This is a genomic window from Streptomyces rhizosphaerihabitans (assembly GCF_025399795.1).
Classification (GTDB): domain Bacteria; phylum Actinomycetota; class Actinomycetes; order Streptomycetales; family Streptomycetaceae; genus Streptomyces; species Streptomyces rhizosphaerihabitans.
This window is the reverse complement of the sequence record NZ_JAODTZ010000004.1, coordinates 13,740-30,779: the sequence shown is the minus strand read 5'-3', so window position 1 is coordinate 30,779 and position 17,040 is coordinate 13,740. Positions and strand designations below refer to the sequence as shown.

The window sequence follows — 17,040 nt, the reverse complement described above, 5'->3', positions numbered from 1 at the left end:
GTGGCGTGCCGCGCGCGTTGAACGGTGAGTCAGTCCGGACCATTGCGGTCCGGGCACGTCATCCACTAGTTTTGAGCCGCGATCGCTACCCGCGAGTAATAGCCGATGGGTTACCAAACGTCACCCGGCCACCCGACCGTCCTGTCGTCCTGGGGAGACCATGCGCTGGCCCTTCGGTCGTCCGTCCACGGTCCGTTCGCGGATCGTGGCCCTCTCGATCGCTCCGGTGATCGCCCTCATGACACTGTGGAGTTTCGCCATGGTGTCCGTCACCGGCGAACTGCGCGCGCTCGTCCGCCTCCAGAGTGTCTACACCACCTTCGGCACGCCGGTCGACACGGCGATCGGCCAGATCCAGATCGAACGGCGCCTCGCCGCCGCGTACTTGGGCACGAAGCACGGGACGACGGCGGGCGTCGGGCTGCTGGCCCAGGAGCGCCGCACCGACCGCGCCGTGACGGCCCTGCGCGCGGCGGTCCGGAACGGGGACCGAAGCCGGCTCTCCGGCCAGCAACGGCAGGCGCTCGACACCATGCTCCACTCCGTCGACGGACTGGAGGGGCTGCGCGACCGAGTGCTCTCCCACGCCGTCACCTGGGACCGGGCCGTGGCCGAATACAGCGCCCTGGTGGAACCCGGTTTCGACGTCGAGTCCGCGCTCACCTCGCTCCAGGCGGGACAACTGGCCCGAGAGGCGCAGGTCGTCGTCGAGCTGGTGCGGGTGCGGGAGTTCGTGTCGCGCGAGGACGCGCTCGTCGCCGGGGCGCGGGTGGCCGGAACGCTCACCGACCAGCAGTACGACACCCTCACCGCGACCATCGAGGACCGCCGGGTCTTCGAGCGGACCTACGTGCCCGACCTGCCGGCCGACTCGCGCGCCCTCTTCGAGGCCTTCCAGCGCGAGGACCTGCACAAGGAGCTCACCCGGGACGAGGACGCCCTGCTCCGGGCGGGCGCGCAGCGCGCGGGCGAGGCCGTCGCGGCCGGCTCCTGGCGCACCACCACCGACCGCGCCGTCAAGCGGTACATGCGGCTGTGCACCCGATCGGCGATCAACTCCGCCGCACGCGGACGTGCGTTCGCCTACCAGGAGCTGACCAAGGCCGCGATCGTCGGCGTGCTCGGACTCGCCGCCGTGGGACTGTCCCTCTGGCTGGCGGTGCGCGGCGCCCGGCGCATCTCGCGCCGCCTGGAGTCGCTGCGGGACGCCGCCGACCTGCTGACCAACCGTCAGCTCCCGCACGTCATGGAGCGGTTGAGCGCCGGCGAAGAGGTCGACGCCGCCGCCGAGGCGCCGCCCCTGGCCGACGTGGAGGCGGTGGCCGACGAGATCGGCCAGGTCGGCCGGTCCTTCAACACCGCCCGGCTCGCCGCCGTCGAGGCCGCCGTCAAGCAAGCCACCCTGCGCCGCGGGCTGTTCGCGGTGCTCCTGAACATCGCCCGCCGCAACCAGGCGCTCGTGCACCGCCAGCTCAAGCTCGTCGACACGCTGGAGCGGCGCACCGACGACCCGGACGTCCTGGACGACCTGTTCCGGATCGATCACCTCACCACGCGCATGCGGCGCCACGCGGAGAGTCTGATCATCCTCTCCGGCTCGGCCCCGGGCCGCCGTTGGCGGCGGCCGGTACCCGTCGCGGAGGTGGTGTCCTCCGCGGTGAGCGAGATCGAGCACTACACACGCGTGGTGGTCCCCCCGATGCCCGAGGTGGGCATCGCGGCGGACGCCGTCGCCGACATCGTCCATCTGATCGCCGAACTCGTCGAGAACGCCACCGTGTTCTCACCGCCCCGCACCCAGGTCACCCTGCGCACCGGGCGGGCCGGGAGCGGGTTCGTCCTGGAGATCGACGACCGGGGCCTCGGTCTCGCGCCCGAACAGATCGAGGAGGCCCAGCGCACCCTCACCACGCCGGACGACTTCGACCCGACCCGGCACGACCGGCTCGGGCTGTACGTGGTGGGCCGGCTCGCCGCACGGCACGGCATCAAGGTCACGCTGTGCCGCTCCCCGTACGGCGGTACGACGGCGGTGGTGCTGCTGCCCGAGGCGGTTCTCGCACCGGTGGAATCGGCGCGTGGAGCGGTGGAGGCGGACCCGGTCCCGGCGGCGCTTCCCTCACGGACGGCCACCGTGGTCCTCCCCGGGCAACGGAGGACGCGGCGGGAGGAGGCCGGCTTCGTGCCGCCGGACACTTCGGTTCCGGACCCGCCCGAGCTGCCCACCCGGATCCGCCAGCGGGCCCTCGCCCCCGAGCTGCGCACCGCGGGACCGGTGGCCGACGAGACGCCGGAGCGCGAGGTCACTCCGGAGGAGATGCGCGCGGTCTTCGGGGCCTTCCAGCGCGGCCTCGACCGCGGCCGCAAGGGCCTGCCCACGCAGCCGGGCACCAGCGGGTCCGGCTCCGCGCAGCCCGGCCCCGCGCAGCGAACCGACACAGAGGAAGGGACGGACGCCGACGATGCGCCCTGACCAGCTCCCAGAGCACCCTGCCCAGACCATCGAGGCCCAGCACCCGGAGACGGCTGGTGGTGCCTTTGGGGCCGAGGGCGACTCCGACCGGCCCGGCACCGACCTCGGGTGGCTGCTCGACGACCTGGTGGCCAGGACCGACCACGTCCGCCAGGCCGTGCTCCTCACCGCCGACGGACTGCCGCTGAGCTCCTCGGAGGGCATGGGCAGACGGGACATCGAACACCTCGCCGCGGTCTGCTCCGGCTTCCACAGCCTCGCCCGTTCGGCGGGCGAACGCTTCGCCGCGGGCGGGGTCCGCCAGACCATGGTGATGCTCGACGACGCCTACCTCTTCATCACCCCGGCGGGTGACGGAAGCCGGCTGGCCGTGCTCAGCGAGGTGCAGACGGACGTCGGACAGCTCGCCCACGAGATGGAACTGCTCGTCCGCCGCGTCGGCCGCCACATGGCCGCCGCCGTACGTTCGGCGGCTGACCCCGCGGGCCACTGATCCGCTCGTGACCGACGACCACTGGTACGAGGACGAGACCGGGCCGATGGTGCGGCCCTACACCGTGACCGGGGGCCGGACCCGGCCCTCGGACCGGCACGTCATCGATCTGATGTCGCAGGTCACGGTCCTGGAGACGGACGCCGGGCAGCCCGGTGTCGATCATGCCGCGGCGGCCCTGCTCGACCTGGCCCGCCGCGGCCCCCGGCCCGTCGTCGAGCTCGCCGCGGACGCCGACCTGCCGCTGACCGTCGTACGGGTCCTGCTCGGCGACCTGGCCGAGGCCGGTCTGCTGCGCATCGACGAGCCGTACCGGCTGCCGCACGGCGGTCCGGCGGCCGACCCGGAGCTGCTGCGCGAGATCGTGGAGCGGCTGCGCGAGCTGTGAGCGCAGGGAGATCCGGACGCGGGGGGACCGCGGCGGCCGGACATCCAGGGCGTCGCCCCGCTTCCGTGCCGTCTCCGCTCCCTCGACGCCTCCCAGGGGGCGGAACCCGTCTGTGACCTGCGTCTCCAGGGGATCGGGGCCATGACGGGTGAGCGCGGCGAGGTACGCAACGAATCGCCGCCGGGGGCCGGGCGCACGCAATGAATCGTTCGGTGGCGCGCAACGGGTCCTTCTTGTCCCCCCGAGCCGGCCGACCGTACCGTCTTATTGGCCCCCGAACCCCCCTCGTACCGGTGGAGAACCCGCATGCGCACAGCCCTGCTCCAGAGCTCCGGCCGCCCCGGCTCGATCGTCGAGAACCTCAAGGTGCTCGACGAGGCCGCGGGCCGCGCCGCCGCAGCGGGCGCCGGGCTGATCGTGACGCCGGAGATGTTCCTGACCGGCTACGCCATCGGTGACGACATCGCGCGCCTCGCGGAGCCCGCCGACGGCGACTCCGCCGACGCGGTGGCGGAGATCGCCACCCGGCACGGCCTGGCCGTCGCCTACGGGTACCCCGAGCGCGAAGCGGGCCACGGCGAAGGCTCCCCGGCGGATGCCGGAGCGGACGTCTTCAACTCCGCGCAGCTGATCTCCGCCGACGGCACCCGGCTCGCGAACTACCGCAAGACCCACCTCTTCGGCTGCTTCGAGCACGACCACTTCACGCCCGGCGACCAGCCCGTCGTCCAGGCGGAACTGAACGGCCTCCGGGTCGGCCTCATGATCTGCTACGACGTCGAGTTCCCGGAGAACGTCCGCGCGCACGCCCTCGCCGGCACCGATCTGCTGCTCGTGCCGACCGCGCAGATGCACCCGTTCCAGTTCGTCGCCGAATCCGTCGTCCCGGTGCGCGCCTTCGAGAACCAGATGTACGTCGCCTACGTCAACCGCACCGGTCCTGAAGGGGAGTTCGAGTTCGTCGGACTGTCCACGCTGGCCTCGCCCGACGGCATCGCCCGGGCCCGGGCGGGCCGTGGCGAGGAACTGGTCCTGGCGGACGCCGACCCCGTCCTCCTCGCGGCCTCGCGCGAGACCAACCCGTATCTGAAGGACCGCCGCCCCGGTCTCTACGGGTCCCTCGTCTGACCTCGTCCGACCTCCGCCCGGTCCGACAAGCCTTCCCCTCACCAGTTTTCGCGCAAGGAGTCCGTACCCCATGACGTCCACCGTGCCCAACGCCGTCCAGCACGCCGACGTGCAGCAGCCGCCGATCACCATGTTCGGCCCGGACTTCCCCTACGCCTACGACGACTTCCTCGCGCACCCCGCGGGCCTCGGGCAGATACCCGCGACCGAGCACGGCACCGAGGTCGCGGTCATCGGCGGCGGACTGTCCGGCATCGTGGCCGCGTACGAGCTGATGAAGATGGGCCTCAAGCCCGTCGTGTACGAGGCCGACGAGATCGGCGGCCGGCTGCGCACGGTCGGATTCGAGGGCTGCGACCCCTCGCTCACCGCCGAGATGGGCGCGATGCGCTTCCCGCCGTCCTCCACCGCCCTCCAGCACTACATCGACCTGGTGGGCCTCGAGACCCGGCCGTTCCCCAACCCCCTCGCCGAGTCCACGCCCTCCACGGTCGTCGACCTCAAGGGCGAGTCGCACTACGCGACCTCCGTCGACGACCTGCCGCAGGTCTACCGCGACGTGATGAACGCCTGGAACGCCTGTCTCGAGGACGGCGCCGACTTCTCCGACATGAACCAGGCGATGCGGGAGCGCGACGTTCCGCGCATCCGGGAGATCTGGTCGAAGCTCGTCGAGAAGCTCGACAACCAGACCTTCTACGGCTTCCTCTGCGAGTCGGAGTCCTTCAAGTCCTTCCGGCACCGCGAGATCTTCGGCCAGGTCGGCTTCGGCACCGGCGGCTGGGACACCGACTTCCCGAACTCCATCCTGGAGATCCTGCGCGTCGTCTACACCGAGGCCGACGACCACCACCGCGGCATCGTCGGCGGCTCCCAGCAGCTTCCGCTGCGCCTGTGGGAGCGCGAGCCGGAGAAGATCGTCCACTGGGCGTACGGCACCTCGCTGTCGACACTGCACGACGGCGCCCCGCGCCCGGCCGTGACCCGGCTGAACCGCACCGCGGGCAACGGCATCACGGTGACGGACGCGAACGGCGACATCCGTACGTTCAAGGCGGCGATCTTCACCGCCCAGTCCTGGATGCTGCTCTCCAAGGTCGCCTGCGACGACTCGCTCTTCCCGATCGACCACTGGACGGCGATCGAGCGCACCCACTACATGGAGAGCTCCAAGCTCTTCGTGCCCGTCGACCGGCCGTTCTGGCTGGACAAGGACGAGGAGACCGGCCGTGACGTCATGTCGATGACGCTGACCGACCGGATGACGCGCGGGACCTACCTCCTCGACGAGGGCCCGGACAAGCCCGCCGTCATCTGCCTCTCGTACACGTGGTGCGACGACAGCCTGAAGTGGCTGCCGCTGTCCGCGAGCGAGCGCATGGAGGTCATGCTGAAGTCGCTCGGCGAGATCTACCCGAAGGTCGACATCCGCAAGCACATCATCGGCAACCCGGTGACCGTGTCCTGGGAGAACGAGCCCTACTTCATGGGCGCGTTCAAGGCCAACCTGCCGGGTCACTACCGCTACCAGCGCCGCCTGTTCACGCACTTCATGCAGGAGTCGCTGCCCGAGGACAAGCGGGGCATCTTCCTCGCTGGTGACGACATCTCCTGGACGGCCGGCTGGGCCGAGGGTGCCGTCCAGACCGCGCTGAACGCGGTCTGGGGCGTCATGCACCAGCTCGGCGGGACGACCGACCCGACCAACCCCGGGCCCGGCGACGTCTACGACGAGATCGCGCCGGTGGAACTGCCCGAGGACTGATCCTTCCTCGCGGGGCGCGCGGCGGGCGGGTCAGACCCCGGCCGCCCGCGCCGCCTCGTACACCTCGGCGGCCACGTCCTTCAGCTCCTGGGCGTCCCGCACCGAGCTCTGCAGGTCGAGGAAGATCTCGTCGAGGCCGACCTCGGCGTGGGCGACCAGGTCCTCGACGATCTGGTCGACGCCGCCCTGGAAGGGCTGACGGTCGTCGCCCGCGTAGGCCTTGGGTGTGTAGCGCGGGTTGGTGCGCAGCACGGTCCGCAGCGGGTCCGTGCGGCCGCGCTCGGCGGCCAGGTCCTGCAACTGGGTCCATTGCGCCGTCAGTTGCTCGACGCCCATGCCGATCGGCATCCACCCGTCGGCGTGGTCGACGAGCCGGCGCCGTGCCTTTCCGGTGTTGGCGGCCAGCAGGATCGGGATCGGCCGGGCGGGCTTGGGGCCGACAGCGGCCGACGCGATCCTGGTGAGCGTGCCGTCGTAGACCACCGGGTCGGGACCCCACACCGCGCGGCACACCCCGATCACCTCGTCGAGGGACTGGCCGCGCTCCTCGAAGGGCCGCGGGGAGGCCGCCGCGTACTCGTCGAGCGACCAGCCCGAGCCGAAGCCCGCGACGACCCGGCCGCCGCTCGCCGCGTCGAGCGAGGCGAGGGCCTTGGCGAGCTGGAAAGGCACGTGCAGCGGGGCCACCAGGACGCTGGTTCCGAGCTCGGCGCGCCCGGTGACCGCGGCCGCGAGAGTCAAGGTCACCAGGGGGTCGGCGACACCGCGGTACCCCTCCGGCCACGCCAGTCCCTCGATGCCGTACAGCCCCTGCGTCGGGGGATCCGGGAACAGGGCCCGCTCGAAGACCCACAGGCTGTCGTACCCGATCGCCTCGGCGGCGCGTGCCACGTCGGGCACGTCCCGTCCGAGGTCGTACTGCTTCATCTGCGGGAGGGTGAGGCCGAGTCGCGTCGTCATACCTGTGTACTCCTTCGCATCAGGGTGTGCCGACCGTTCAACGTACAGTGATCCGCCCGGGGTTCCGGTGAGGACCGCACCGCGTGGCCGGATCAGTCAGACAGGGGCGTGAGCAGCATCCGGCCGGCCAGTCCCACCGCCGCGTCGAGGCGCTCGCCGAACTCCTCGGCCAGGTCGGGGAGTCCGCGCAGCGCCCACAGGGTCCGCGCCGCCGCCCAGGTGGCCTCGCGCGCCCGCTCCAGGCTCCAGGAGCCGAGCAGATGGGTGAGCGGATCGGCGATCTGGAGCAGGTCGGGGCCCGGCATCAGTTCTTCGCGGATGTGCTCCTCCAGCGAGACGAGGAGATCGCCCACACGGTCGAACTCGTCCTCCAGGTCGGCCGGTTCGCACGCGAGCGTACGACAGGTGTCCACCACGGCGAGCGCCAGATCGTGCCCGATGTGCGCGTTGATGCCCGCGAGCGCGAACTGCAGCGGACGTACCCCCGGATGGCGGCGGAAGCGCAGCAGCGGCCGCCAGCAGGCGGGCGCCCGGCCCTCCTCGGCCACCGCCAGATAGCGGTGCGCGAACCGCACGTCCAGCGTCATCGCGGCCAAGCGGTCCGGGAAGGCCCCGGCGTCCAGATGCCGGTCGAACTCCTCGGTGACGGTGAGGTAGACGCGGTTGAAGACGGCGAGACCGTCGCGCTCGGGGAGCCTCGCGTCCAGGGCGCGCATACGGGAGACGACCGTGTCAACGGGAGTGGTGAACTGTGCCGACTGCGCCATGAGGGCAGCGTCCCAGTCCTAGGGTGGCCGACGTGCCGCCGGGCCGAAGGCTTCCCCAGAACGGGGGAACGCGGCCGTGGCGGGAGTGGGGGGAACAGTACGTGTCAGGCTTACGTGCGCAGCGGCCGGTCCAGAGCGGGACCGAACACGGCCGGTCCGCCGCACGCGGTGTCATGGTCGCCGTGGCCTCGGTCGTGGTGGCGGTCGGCACCGTGACGGGGACGGTGTCCGCGCTCGACGACGGGCACCCCGCGAAGGGCGCGCAACCGCTGGTCACCCACGCGTCAGCCCTGGGGCCGCCGTCGGATGTGCCGACGCCGTCGCACGGCTCGGCCGCGCCGTCCCCGTCGGGGCGGGCCACCCCAAAACCGGTTCCAGACCCCTCGCCGACGGTGAGGAGGTCACGGACCGCGGCAGCCCCCGCGCTCCTCTACCGCCACTTCGACTCCCAGGTACGCGACTGGCTCGACGCCCATCCCGGTGACGCCCGGCGCGCGGTCATCGAGTCCCGGATCGCCGACCGCCCGGCCGCCGTGTGGTTCGCGGACTTCACACCGGCCACCGTCACCGCGCGGGTCAGGGCCGTGACGTCGGCGGCCGCCGCGCGGGGCCGGGTGCCCGTCCTCGTGCCCTACACGATCCCGCAACGCGACTGCGACGGCGCCTCGGAGGGCGGGGCGCCCGACCTCGCCGCCTACGACGGCTGGATCGACGGCTTCGCGGCGGGGCTCGGCTCCGGCGAGGTCGTCGTCGTCCTGGAGCCCGACTCGGTCGCCCAGTCCGACTGCCTCACCGAGGGCGGGCGGGCCGACCGCTTCGCCTCCCTGGCCCGCGCCGGCCGCGTCCTGAAGGCGGCGAACCCCAGGGCCCGGGTCTACTACGACGCGGGCAACTCCGACTGGAACCCGGCGGCCGCACAGGCCGCGCTGCTCCGCCGGGCGGGCGCGGCCTCACCCGCCTCCTCCGACGGCGTCTTCACCAATGTCTCCAACTTCAACCGGACGAGTGACGAGATCGCCTATGCCCGGCGCGTGCTGTCCGCGCTCGGCGGACCCGCGGGCCTGGGCGCCGTCATCGACACCAGCCGCAACGGCAACGGCGCCGCCCCCGGCGGCGCGTGGTGCGATCCGCCGGGCCGCAGGATCGGACCGGCGCCGACCCTGAACACGGGGGAGGAGGGGATCGACGCCTATCTGTGGGTGAAGCCGCCGGGTGAGTCGGACGGCTGCCGGGGCACACCCGGGACCTTCTCGGCGGATTACGCCTATGAGCTGGCGGGCTGATCCCCGGGATCGTCGTACGCGGACGTCCCGGAGTCGAGCAGCGGCTCCTGCTTGAGGTGGGGCGGGGCCATCGCCCGCAGCGCGTGGTAGCCGGTGATCACGACGATGGTGCCGAGCGCGATGCCGTTCAGCGAGAAGTTGTCGGTGAACTTCAGGGTGACACCGCCGATGCCGATGATGATGCCCGCGGCGGCCGGCACCAGGTTCAGCGGATTGCGCAGGTCCACCCGGGCGTTGAGCCAGATCTGGGCGCCGAGCAGCCCGATCATCCCGTACAGGATGACGGTGATGCCGCCGAGGACGCCGCCCGGGACGGCCGCCACCACCGCGCCGAACTTGGGGCACACGCCGAAGAGCAGGGCGAAGCCGGCGGCGGCCCAGTAGGCGGCCGTGGAGTAGACCCGGGTCGCGGCCATCACGCCGATGTTCTCGGAGTACGTGGTGTTGGGCGGGCCGCCGACCGCGGTGGAGAGCATGGAGGCGGCGCCGTCCGCGGAGATCGCGGTGCCCAGCTTGTCGTCCAGCGGGTCGCCGGTCATCTCGCCGACGGCCTTGACGTGCCCGGCGTTCTCGGCGACCAGCGCGATCACCACCGGCAGCGCGACGAGGACCGCCGACCACTGGAACGAGGGTCCGTGGAAGGACGGCAGTCCGATCCAGTCGGCCTTCTCGACCCCGGAGAGGTCCAGACGCCAGTGGTCGGTGACCTTGCCGCTCGCGTCGACCGAGTGGATCCGGCCGAAGATCCGGTCGAAGGCCCAGGAGATGACGTAGCCGAAGACCAGCCCGAGGAAGATCGCGATGCGTGACCAGAAGCCGCGCAGGCACACCACGGCCGCGCCGGTGGCCAGCATGGTGAGCAGGGCCGTCCACTGGTCCTGCGGCCAGTAGGCGGACGCGGTCACCGGCGCCAGGTTGAAGCCGATCAGCATGACGACCGCGCCGGTCACGATCGGCGGCATCGCGGCATGGATGATCCGGGCCCCGAACCGCTGGACGGCCAGACCCGCCAGGAACAGCACGACGCCGACCACGAAGCACGCGCCGGTCACCGTCGCGCTGGTGCCGCCCTGCGCGCGGATCACGGCGGCGACGCCCACGAAGGAGAGCGAACAGCCCAGGTAGCTGGGCACGCGGCCGCGGGTGGCGAGCAGGAAGATGACGGTCGCGACACCGGACATCATGATCGCGAGGTTGGGGTCGAGTCCCATCAGGACGGGTGCCACGAAGGACGCCCCGAACATGGCCACCACGTGCTGGGCGCCGAGCCCGAGGGTCCGGGGCCAGGTGAGGCGTTCATCGGGGCGGACGACCGCTCCCGGGGCGGGTGTCCGCCCGTCGCCGTGCAGTTTCCAGCGCACGCCGAGGTCCATGGTGAGGATTCGCTTTCTCTGTACGTGAATCTGTCCGGACCATTGTCAGGGTCGATCAGCGGCCTCTACGCTCGCACGGCCCCACTCGTGAACATCGTTCATATGCCTGATCGGAGTGTTCCGTGAGTGCACGATCCAGACTGGGCGTGGTGGTCGCCGCGGCCGCCGTCGCCCTCGCGTCCGTCGTCGTCCCCTCGGCGTCCGCCGGTACGGCATCCGTGGCCGCCGCCCCGGCATCCGCTCGTACCGCGTCCGTGGACTTCCTCCCGGCGTCCGCTCGCACCGCGCCCGGAATCCCGAGGACCGCGGTCCTCGACGGCGGCCGGCTCCGGCGGACCCGCCTCCGCCTGGACCACGGCGACCGCCGACTCGCCCACTCGCTGCGGGCGTTGACGGCCCGCGCCGACAACTGGCTGGACCAGGGCCCCTGGACGGTCGTCGACAAGCCGAAACCGGCCCCCGGCGGCGATGTCCACGACTACCTCAGCCAAGCCCCGTACTGGTGGCCCTCGCAGCCCGCCACGGCCGACAACCCCTGGGGCTGCCCGTACGTCCAGCGCGACGGACAGCGCAACCCCGAGGTGGACACCGGCACCGACCGCCAGGACGTCGAGAAGGTCTTCGACTCGACGTACGACCTCGCGCTCGCCTGGTACTACACCGGCAGGAAGCAGTACGCGGAGAAGGCCTCCCAGGTCCTGCGCACCTGGTTCCTCGACCCGGCGACGCGGATGAACCCGAACCTCGACCACGGCCAGTTCATCCCCTGCAAGTACGACGGCCGGGCCATCGGTGTCATCGACTTCTCGCAGTCCTACACCAGCGTCCTCGACGCGATCGCCGTCCTGGACACCGGCGCCCCCGGCTGGTCCCGGCAGGACCGGGCCGCCATGCTCGACTGGAACACCGGCTTCCGGGACTGGCTGACGGACAGCGCCTTCGGCAAGGAGGAGGGCGCCGCCCGGAACAACCACGGCACGTTCTACGACATGCAGCTCGCCGCCCTCGCGTACGCGACCGGCGACCGGGCCCTCGCCCGGCGGACCGTGCTCGCCGCGCGCGCCCTGCGCATCGACCCGCAGATCGCCGCCGACGGGAGCCAGCCCCAGGAGCTGGCCCGCACCCGCAGCTGGCACTACTCGACCTTCGACCTGGTCGCGTACACCCGGCTCGCGGCCATCGGCCGGCATGTCGGCGTGGACCTCTGGAAGTATCAAGGGCCGGACGGTCAGAGCCTGTTCAAGGCCGTCGACTACCTGCTGCCCGCGGCGACCGGCGCCGAGCCGTGGGACCGTCCCGAGCTGGAGTTCTACCGCTTCGCGGCGAGCGACGTGGTGCACGCGGCCGCCGATGCAGGGGACCGGGCCGCGCGATCCGCCCTGCCGAAGCTCGAAGCACCGCCCGGCGGCGATCTGTGGGAGCTGCGGCCGGCCGCCGAGCAACTGGACTCGATCACGGGGTGATCCCGGCGGGAGAGGACTCCTGAGCGTTTGCTTAGGATGGGGGTGGCGTTTCAGCCATGCCTGCCCCATCCGTACGCCGTACGTCCCAGGAGTCCCGCCCGTGACCGCCGAAGCCCCCGTCGCCCCCGCCATCCCGTACGGACGGCTCCTGCCCGTCACCGTCCACTTCGACGACCTCGACGCGCTCGGACTGCTGCACAACGCCCGCTACCCCGTCATGGTCGAGCGGGCCTGGACCGCTCTGTGGAACGAGCGCGGCTTCGGGTTCGAGGGCGACTGGGAGGCGGCGGGCGACTCGTGCAACGCCGTCAAGGAACTGCGGATCACCTACGAGGCCCCGGTCAGCCGTCCCGGCGCGTACGCCGTCCACCTCTGGCTGGAACGGCTCGGGAACACCGGGCTGACGTACGGCTTCCGCTTCTGCTCCCTCGACGGCGCGGTCACCTACGCGCACGGAACCCGGGTGCTCGTCCGGCTCGACGCCGGGACCCTGCGCCCGACGCCGTGGAGCGAGCGGTTCAGGGCCGTGGGTCGGGAACTGCTGCGCTCGGGGGACTGATCCTCGGACGGTCGCGGTCCCCGGCGCGCAGCACGCCCGCGAGCACGGTGAGCCCGAACGCCAGGACCGTGACCAGTCCGAACGACACCATCAGGCTCGTCGCCTGTGCCACCGACCCGATCAGGCTCGGCGCGATCAGCCCCGAGGTGTACGTGATGGTCGCGACGCCCGCGATGGCCTGACTGGGGTTCGGGCCGCTGCGTCCGGCCGCCGCGAAGCAGAGCGGGACGACGACCGCGATGCCGAGGCCGAGCAGCGCGAAGCCGCCCATCGCCACGGCCGGATGCTCCGCGACGACGATCAGCAGTCCGCCGAGCACGGCCAGCACACCGCCCGCCCGCACGGTGCGCACGGCGCCGAACCGGTTCACCACCGAGTCGCCGACCAGTCGGGCCACCGCCATGGTCAGCATGAAGCCGGTGGTCGAGGCCGCGGCGAGACCGGCCGAGGTGTCCAGCTGGTCGCGCAGGTAGACCGCCGACCAGTCCAGGCTCGCGCCCTCCGCGAACACCGCGCAGAAGCCGATCGTGCCGATGAGCAGCGCCGACCGGGGAGGCAGCGCGAAGCGCGGCGGCGGCTCCTCGTCCTCGGTGGGCCGCAGATCGAGCACCCAGCGACAGGCGACCAGTCCGACGAGGGTGAGGGCCGCCGCGGCCAGAGCGTGGTGCAGGCGCGCGTCCGCGCCCAGTTGGGCGGCGAGGGTGCCGGCCGCCGCGCCGATCAGTGCGCCGGCGCTCCACATCCCGTGCAGCCCGGACATGATCGACTTGTCGAGCCGGTTCTCGACCTCGACACCCAGCGCGTTCATGGCGACATCCGCCATCCCCGCCGTGGCGCCGTAGACGAACATCGCGAGGCACAGGGTGAGCAGGTTCGGCGCGAGGGACGGGAGGACCAGTGCCAGCGTCCACAGCGTCATGAGCCCGCGCAGCGCCGTACGGCTGCCGAAGTGGTGGGTGATCCGGCCGGCCAGCGGCATCGAGCAGGACGCGCCGAGGGCGGTGAAGGCGAGGGCGAAACCGAGCTGCCCCGCGCTGACCGACGCATGGTCCTGGATCCACGGCACACGGGTCGCGAAGGATCCGGTGACGGCTCCGTGCACGGCGAAGACGGCCGCCACGGCGTACCGGGCGCGCTTCACCTCGCGCTGGTCGCAGACCACTTCACTCATGCTCCGACCCCTCCCCGGGTGATGGTTCCACGTTCTGCCGCAGTAAACTATCAGGAACCCTGCCTGATAGATAGACGATCGCTCGTCGCCCGCCCGCCGGGCGACCCCGCCGATCTGGGAGGATTCCCGGCATGCCCGCATCCCCGAGCACCGCACGGGCCATCAACGACCGGCTCGCCCTGCGGCTGTTGCAGCAGGAAGGCCCGTTGACGGCAGGGCGGTTGAAGCAGCTCACCGGACTGTCCCGGCCGACCGTCGCCGACCTCGTCGAACGCCTCACGGCCTCCGGCCTCATCACGGTCGTCGGCGAATCGGGGGAGCAGCGGCGCGGCCCGAACGCCCGGGTCTACGGGATCGTCGCGGACCGCGCCCACCTGGCCGCGCTGGACGTCCGTACGGAAGGAGTCTCCGTCGTCGTCTCCGACCTGGTCGGTCACGTCCTGGCCGAGGCGTCCGTGCCGATCGGCGGGGACACCGGGACCGCACCGGCGGTGGAGCAGGCCGTCGCGCTGGTCGAGAGGGTGGCCAAGGAGGCGGGCGCCCTCGGGGCCCCGCCCCCGCGCGAACTCGCCCAGGGGTGGGGCAGGCTGCACACCGTGGGCATCGGCGCGCCCGGCCTGATCGACCCCGCCACCGGCGAACTCCGCGACTCCTCCGCCCTGCCCGCATGGCACCGGCGCCTGGTCGCGGCCCTCCAGGAACGGCTCCCCGAGGCCCGCGTCCTCGTCGAGAACGAGACCAACCTCGCCGCCCTCGCCGAACAACGTGACGGCATCGCCCGCGACCGCGACACCTTCGTCCTGCTGTGGCTGGGCCACGGAACCGGCGCCGCCGTGGTCCTCGACGGCGCCCTGCGCCGCGGTGCCTCGGGAGGCACCGGGGAGATCGGTTTCCTTCCGGTGCCGGGCACCACGAGTCTCCCCTCGGCGACCGACTGCGGGGGCGGCTTCCACTCGCTGGTCGGGTCCGCGGCGATCGCGGAGCTGGCGGCGGAGCACGGTGTCCCGGCGCGGCCCGAGGGCTACGAACCGCACGCCGCGGCGCTGGTGCGGCAGGCGCTGGCGACCTCCGGCTCGCCGGCCGCCGACGGCTTCCTCGACGCCCTCGCCGACCGCCTCGCCATCGGGGCGGCCTCCGTCATCGCCGTACTGGACCCCGGCTGCGTGGTCCTCGGCGGCGAGGTCGGCCAGGCGGGCGGCGCAGCGCTCGCCGCCCGGGTCGAGCGGCGGCTCGTCCGGATGTCGCCGCTCCCGACGGAGGTGCGCGCGAGCACGCTGGGCGGAGTCGCGGTGCTGCGCGGCGCCCTGCTGACCGCGCGCGACGGCGCGCAGGACGAGCTGTTCGCTCCGCCGTCGTCGCGGTAGGCCCCGGGGTCAGCGGAACCCGGGCGGTGTGCCGGGTCGAGCCGGGGGCCGGCGGACCCGGTGGGGTGCTGGTGCCGGGTCCGGGTTCCGCCGATCCCCGGGCGGGGATCGGCAGGGGCTGCCGAGGCCGGCGGCCCCCGAGGCGACCGGGCGAGTCAGCGCGTGTTCTGGGAGCGTGCCTTCAAGAAGTCCTCGAACGTTCCCTTCCCCACGGCGCGCCTCGGTGTGAGGTGGTGCCCCTCCCGGAACGCCCGGTAGGCCCGGCCCGGCAGGCGTACGTCGAGCAGCGGGCGTCGCTTCCCGGTGGCCCGCAGGTGGGCTGCGGCCAGCGAACGGAGCGTGCGCACCTGGGGCCCGCCCATGTCCTCGACGCGCCCCGCGGGCGCACCGGCAGCCAGTCCGGCCAGCCGGTCGGCGACCTCGGCGACCTCGATCGGCTGGTCGGAGACCCCGGCGGGGAGGATCAGTACGGGCAGCTTCGCGAGCCCCGCGAGGACCTGGGCGACGAGGTCGTGGAACTGGGTGGTGCGCAGGATCGTCCACCCGATCCCGGACTCCTCGATCAGCTTCTCCACGGCCCGCTTGCTCTTGTAGTAGCCGAACGGGACCCTGTCCACGCCGACGATCGAGATGTAGACCAGATGCGGGACGGCCGCCCGGCGCGCGGCCGCGATCAGCTGCGCGGCCGCCCGTTCGTCGCCCCCTCGGGGTGAGGTCGCGCAGTGGACGATCGCGTCCACTCCCGTGACGGCCGCGTCCAGGCCGATGCCGCCCTCGCGCAGATCGACGGCGTACACCTGCGCGTGCCGGCTGAGCACCCGCACCTCGTGCCCGTCGGCCCGCAGCCGCTCGGTGACGAGCCGGCCGAGGGTTCCGGTACCGCCGGTCACCAGGATCCTGGTCATGGGGTTCAGTCCTTTCGACGCCCGGACGCTCCAGGCCGGAGCATCCTTCACCAACTGAGACCGGACAGCCCCCGCGGATGTGACAACACGCCGAGCGGGGCCATGTCCTCGTTCCGCGTGGGGTCACTTCCCTGTCCTGTACGGGTTCAGGTTCGCGCCTCGCACGGGCCGGCGTCCGCGTCCTGCGCGGGGCCGTGCCCGTGTCCTGCACCGGATCACCTTTCCGCCCCGCACGGGAGCCGATTCGCGTGGCGGGCGGGACCGCGGCCGCGCCCGGTGCCGTCGGGTGGGTCGAAGAGGTCCTGCGTGTGGCGGCCGGGCCCGGACGGGCGCGGGCGATACGGCTCGGAGTCGTCGGTGAGGCTCGTCGCCACGCCTCCGGCCTCGCGGAGGCCGCGAGCCCGCGGACCGCACAGGTTCCGGCGGGCCGCCTGTGCCGGCTGGGGGACCCGGCGGCGGGGCAAGGGCCTTCGTCACCGCCGCCGGGTCGATCGTGGGGGGACCGGCGATGAACGATCACTCAGTCTTGATCGAGGACACTAAGAGGACTAGACCATAGCGTCAATAGGTATGGACCAATTTTGGGGTCGCGTGGTACGGCCCAAGGGTGCGCGGCGCGCCGGAAGTTGACCGGAGAAGCACTGTCGTGGAAGTCCAGGCCGATCAGTTGTGAGCCACCCCACAGGGCTGCCGCCGCATGGCCGTCGGCCGGGCGTGGCAGACTGGCCCTGTACCAGAAGCAGCGCACTCCGGGGTCGGTGTAATTCCGAACCGGCGGTTACAGTCCGCGACCCGGTCGCTTCCAGCGGCCGGTTGACCAGGTGAAATTCCTGGACCGACGGTTAAAGTCCGGATGGGAGGCAGTGCGCGGCGGGCGGGCATCTGTGCGCGCTGCCGTTTGTCGCTTCTCGTCCTGAGGGACGAGTGACCTTTCGGCGTCGCTCCCGG

14 protein-coding genes and 1 riboswitch are annotated in these 17,040 nt (G+C 72.2%); of the genes, 9 read left to right on the top strand and 5 right to left on the bottom strand.

Annotated features, from left to right (window positions below; translation table 11 throughout):
- Nucleotides 1–160: 160 nt before the first annotated feature.
- The 5 genes from N4G66_RS05085 to N4G66_RS05065 all read left to right on the top strand — a co-directional run bounded on the left by N4G66_RS05085 (nucleotide 161) and on the right by N4G66_RS05065 (nucleotide 6,247).
- Nucleotides 161–2,473 carry a sensor histidine kinase gene (locus N4G66_RS05085; RefSeq protein ID WP_261702734.1) on the top strand — a complete coding sequence of 771 codons (2,313 nt, stop codon included), beginning with the start codon at nucleotides 161–163 and terminating at the stop codon, nucleotides 2,471–2,473.
- Nucleotides 2,463–2,966, top strand: a complete 504-nt coding sequence (locus tag N4G66_RS05080; RefSeq protein WP_261702733.1) for a roadblock/LC7 domain-containing protein — start codon at nucleotides 2,463–2,465, stop codon at nucleotides 2,964–2,966. The genes N4G66_RS05085 and N4G66_RS05080 overlap by 11 nt, the downstream gene beginning before the upstream one ends.
- Before the next feature lie 7 nt (nucleotides 2,967–2,973).
- Nucleotides 2,974–3,354, top strand: coding sequence for a DUF742 domain-containing protein (locus tag N4G66_RS05075; RefSeq protein ID WP_261702732.1), 381 nt, complete (start codon nucleotides 2,974–2,976; stop codon nucleotides 3,352–3,354).
- Nucleotides 3,355–3,660: 306 nt separating this feature from the next.
- The gene (locus N4G66_RS05070) at nucleotides 3,661–4,482 is read left to right on the top strand and encodes a carbon-nitrogen hydrolase family protein (protein ID WP_261702731.1); all 822 of its coding nucleotides are present in this window, start codon (nucleotides 3,661–3,663) and stop codon (nucleotides 4,480–4,482) included.
- Between the two features lie 70 nt (nucleotides 4,483–4,552).
- Nucleotides 4,553–6,247, top strand: a complete 1,695-nt coding sequence (locus N4G66_RS05065) for a flavin monoamine oxidase family protein (RefSeq protein WP_261702730.1) — start codon at nucleotides 4,553–4,555, stop codon at nucleotides 6,245–6,247.
- A gap of 30 nt (nucleotides 6,248–6,277) precedes the next feature.
- Here N4G66_RS05065 and N4G66_RS05060 read toward each other — a convergent pair whose 3' ends face one another.
- Both N4G66_RS05060 and N4G66_RS05055 read right to left on the bottom strand, forming a co-directional pair.
- Nucleotides 6,278–7,207, bottom strand: a complete 930-nt coding sequence (locus N4G66_RS05060; RefSeq protein WP_261702729.1) for an LLM class F420-dependent oxidoreductase — start codon at nucleotides 7,205–7,207, stop codon at nucleotides 6,278–6,280.
- A gap of 92 nt (nucleotides 7,208–7,299) precedes the next feature.
- Nucleotides 7,300–7,974: a DUF5995 family protein gene (locus N4G66_RS05055; RefSeq protein ID WP_261702728.1), complete on the bottom strand. Its 675-nt coding sequence runs from the start codon at nucleotides 7,972–7,974 to the stop codon at nucleotides 7,300–7,302.
- 173 nt (nucleotides 7,975–8,147) lie between these two features.
- Between N4G66_RS05055 and N4G66_RS05050 the strand changes: the two genes are divergently transcribed.
- Nucleotides 8,148–9,257: a glycoside hydrolase family 6 protein gene (locus tag N4G66_RS05050; RefSeq protein WP_261702954.1), complete on the top strand. Its 1,110-nt coding sequence runs from the start codon at nucleotides 8,148–8,150 to the stop codon at nucleotides 9,255–9,257.
- Here the strand turns inward: N4G66_RS05050 and N4G66_RS05045 are convergent.
- Nucleotides 9,239–10,630, bottom strand: coding sequence for a uracil-xanthine permease family protein (locus N4G66_RS05045; RefSeq protein WP_261702727.1), 1,392 nt, complete (start codon nucleotides 10,628–10,630; stop codon nucleotides 9,239–9,241). The two genes, N4G66_RS05050 and N4G66_RS05045, sit on opposite strands and share 19 nt — an antisense overlap.
- A 122-nt stretch (nucleotides 10,631–10,752) precedes the next feature.
- Between N4G66_RS05045 and N4G66_RS05040 the strand changes: the two genes are divergently transcribed.
- Both N4G66_RS05040 and N4G66_RS05035 read left to right on the top strand, forming a co-directional pair.
- A complete protein-coding gene (locus N4G66_RS05040; protein WP_261702726.1) occupies nucleotides 10,753–12,093 on the top strand; it encodes an alginate lyase family protein in 1,341 nt (446 codons plus the stop codon).
- A gap of 100 nt (nucleotides 12,094–12,193) precedes the next feature.
- Nucleotides 12,194–12,652 (top strand): acyl-CoA thioesterase, encoded by a 459-nt coding sequence (locus tag N4G66_RS05035; RefSeq protein WP_261702725.1) that lies wholly within the window; start codon nucleotides 12,194–12,196, stop codon nucleotides 12,650–12,652.
- Here the strand turns inward: N4G66_RS05035 and N4G66_RS05030 are convergent.
- On the bottom strand, nucleotides 12,612–13,823 hold the full coding sequence (locus N4G66_RS05030; protein ID WP_261702724.1) for an MFS transporter: 1,212 nt from the start codon (nucleotides 13,821–13,823) through the stop codon (nucleotides 12,612–12,614). The genes N4G66_RS05035 and N4G66_RS05030 overlap by 41 nt on opposite strands.
- A 131-nt stretch (nucleotides 13,824–13,954) precedes the next feature.
- Here N4G66_RS05030 and N4G66_RS05025 point away from each other — a divergent pair, with 131 nt between their 5' ends.
- A complete protein-coding gene (locus tag N4G66_RS05025; RefSeq protein WP_261702723.1) occupies nucleotides 13,955–15,187 on the top strand; it encodes an ROK family transcriptional regulator in 1,233 nt (410 codons plus the stop codon).
- A gap of 155 nt (nucleotides 15,188–15,342) precedes the next feature.
- On the opposite strand, the gene N4G66_RS05020 is transcribed toward N4G66_RS05025, so the two are convergent.
- Entirely contained in the window at nucleotides 15,343–16,092 is a 750-nt protein-coding gene (locus tag N4G66_RS05020; protein ID WP_261702722.1) for an SDR family oxidoreductase, read from the bottom strand.
- Between the two features lie 740 nt (nucleotides 16,093–16,832).
- Nucleotides 16,833–16,963: riboswitch (FMN riboswitch) on the top strand.
- Nucleotides 16,964–17,040: the final 77 nt, after the last annotated feature.

Coding starts and splice junctions, on each gene's coding strand:
- N4G66_RS05030 (WP_261702724.1), bottom strand. CDS start 13,823: ATGAGTGAAGTGGTCTGCGACCAGCGCGAGGTGAAGCGCGCCCGGTAC.
- N4G66_RS05020 (WP_261702722.1), bottom strand. CDS start 16,092: ATGACCAGGATCCTGGTGACCGGCGGTACCGGAACCCTCGGCCGGCTC.
- N4G66_RS05045 (WP_261702727.1), bottom strand. CDS start 10,630: ATGGACCTCGGCGTGCGCTGGAAACTGCACGGCGACGGGCGGACACCC.
- N4G66_RS05065 (WP_261702730.1), top strand. CDS start 4,553: ATGACGTCCACCGTGCCCAACGCCGTCCAGCACGCCGACGTGCAGCAG.
- N4G66_RS05055 (WP_261702728.1), bottom strand. CDS start 7,974: ATGGCGCAGTCGGCACAGTTCACCACTCCCGTTGACACGGTCGTCTCC.
- N4G66_RS05025 (WP_261702723.1), top strand. CDS start 13,955: ATGCCCGCATCCCCGAGCACCGCACGGGCCATCAACGACCGGCTCGCC.
- N4G66_RS05080 (WP_261702733.1), top strand. CDS start 2,463: ATGCGCCCTGACCAGCTCCCAGAGCACCCTGCCCAGACCATCGAGGCC.
- N4G66_RS05085 (WP_261702734.1), top strand. CDS start 161: ATGCGCTGGCCCTTCGGTCGTCCGTCCACGGTCCGTTCGCGGATCGTG.
- N4G66_RS05070 (WP_261702731.1), top strand. CDS start 3,661: ATGCGCACAGCCCTGCTCCAGAGCTCCGGCCGCCCCGGCTCGATCGTC.
- N4G66_RS05060 (WP_261702729.1), bottom strand. CDS start 7,207: ATGACGACGCGACTCGGCCTCACCCTCCCGCAGATGAAGCAGTACGAC.
- N4G66_RS05050 (WP_261702954.1), top strand. CDS start 8,148: ATGGTCGCCGTGGCCTCGGTCGTGGTGGCGGTCGGCACCGTGACGGGG.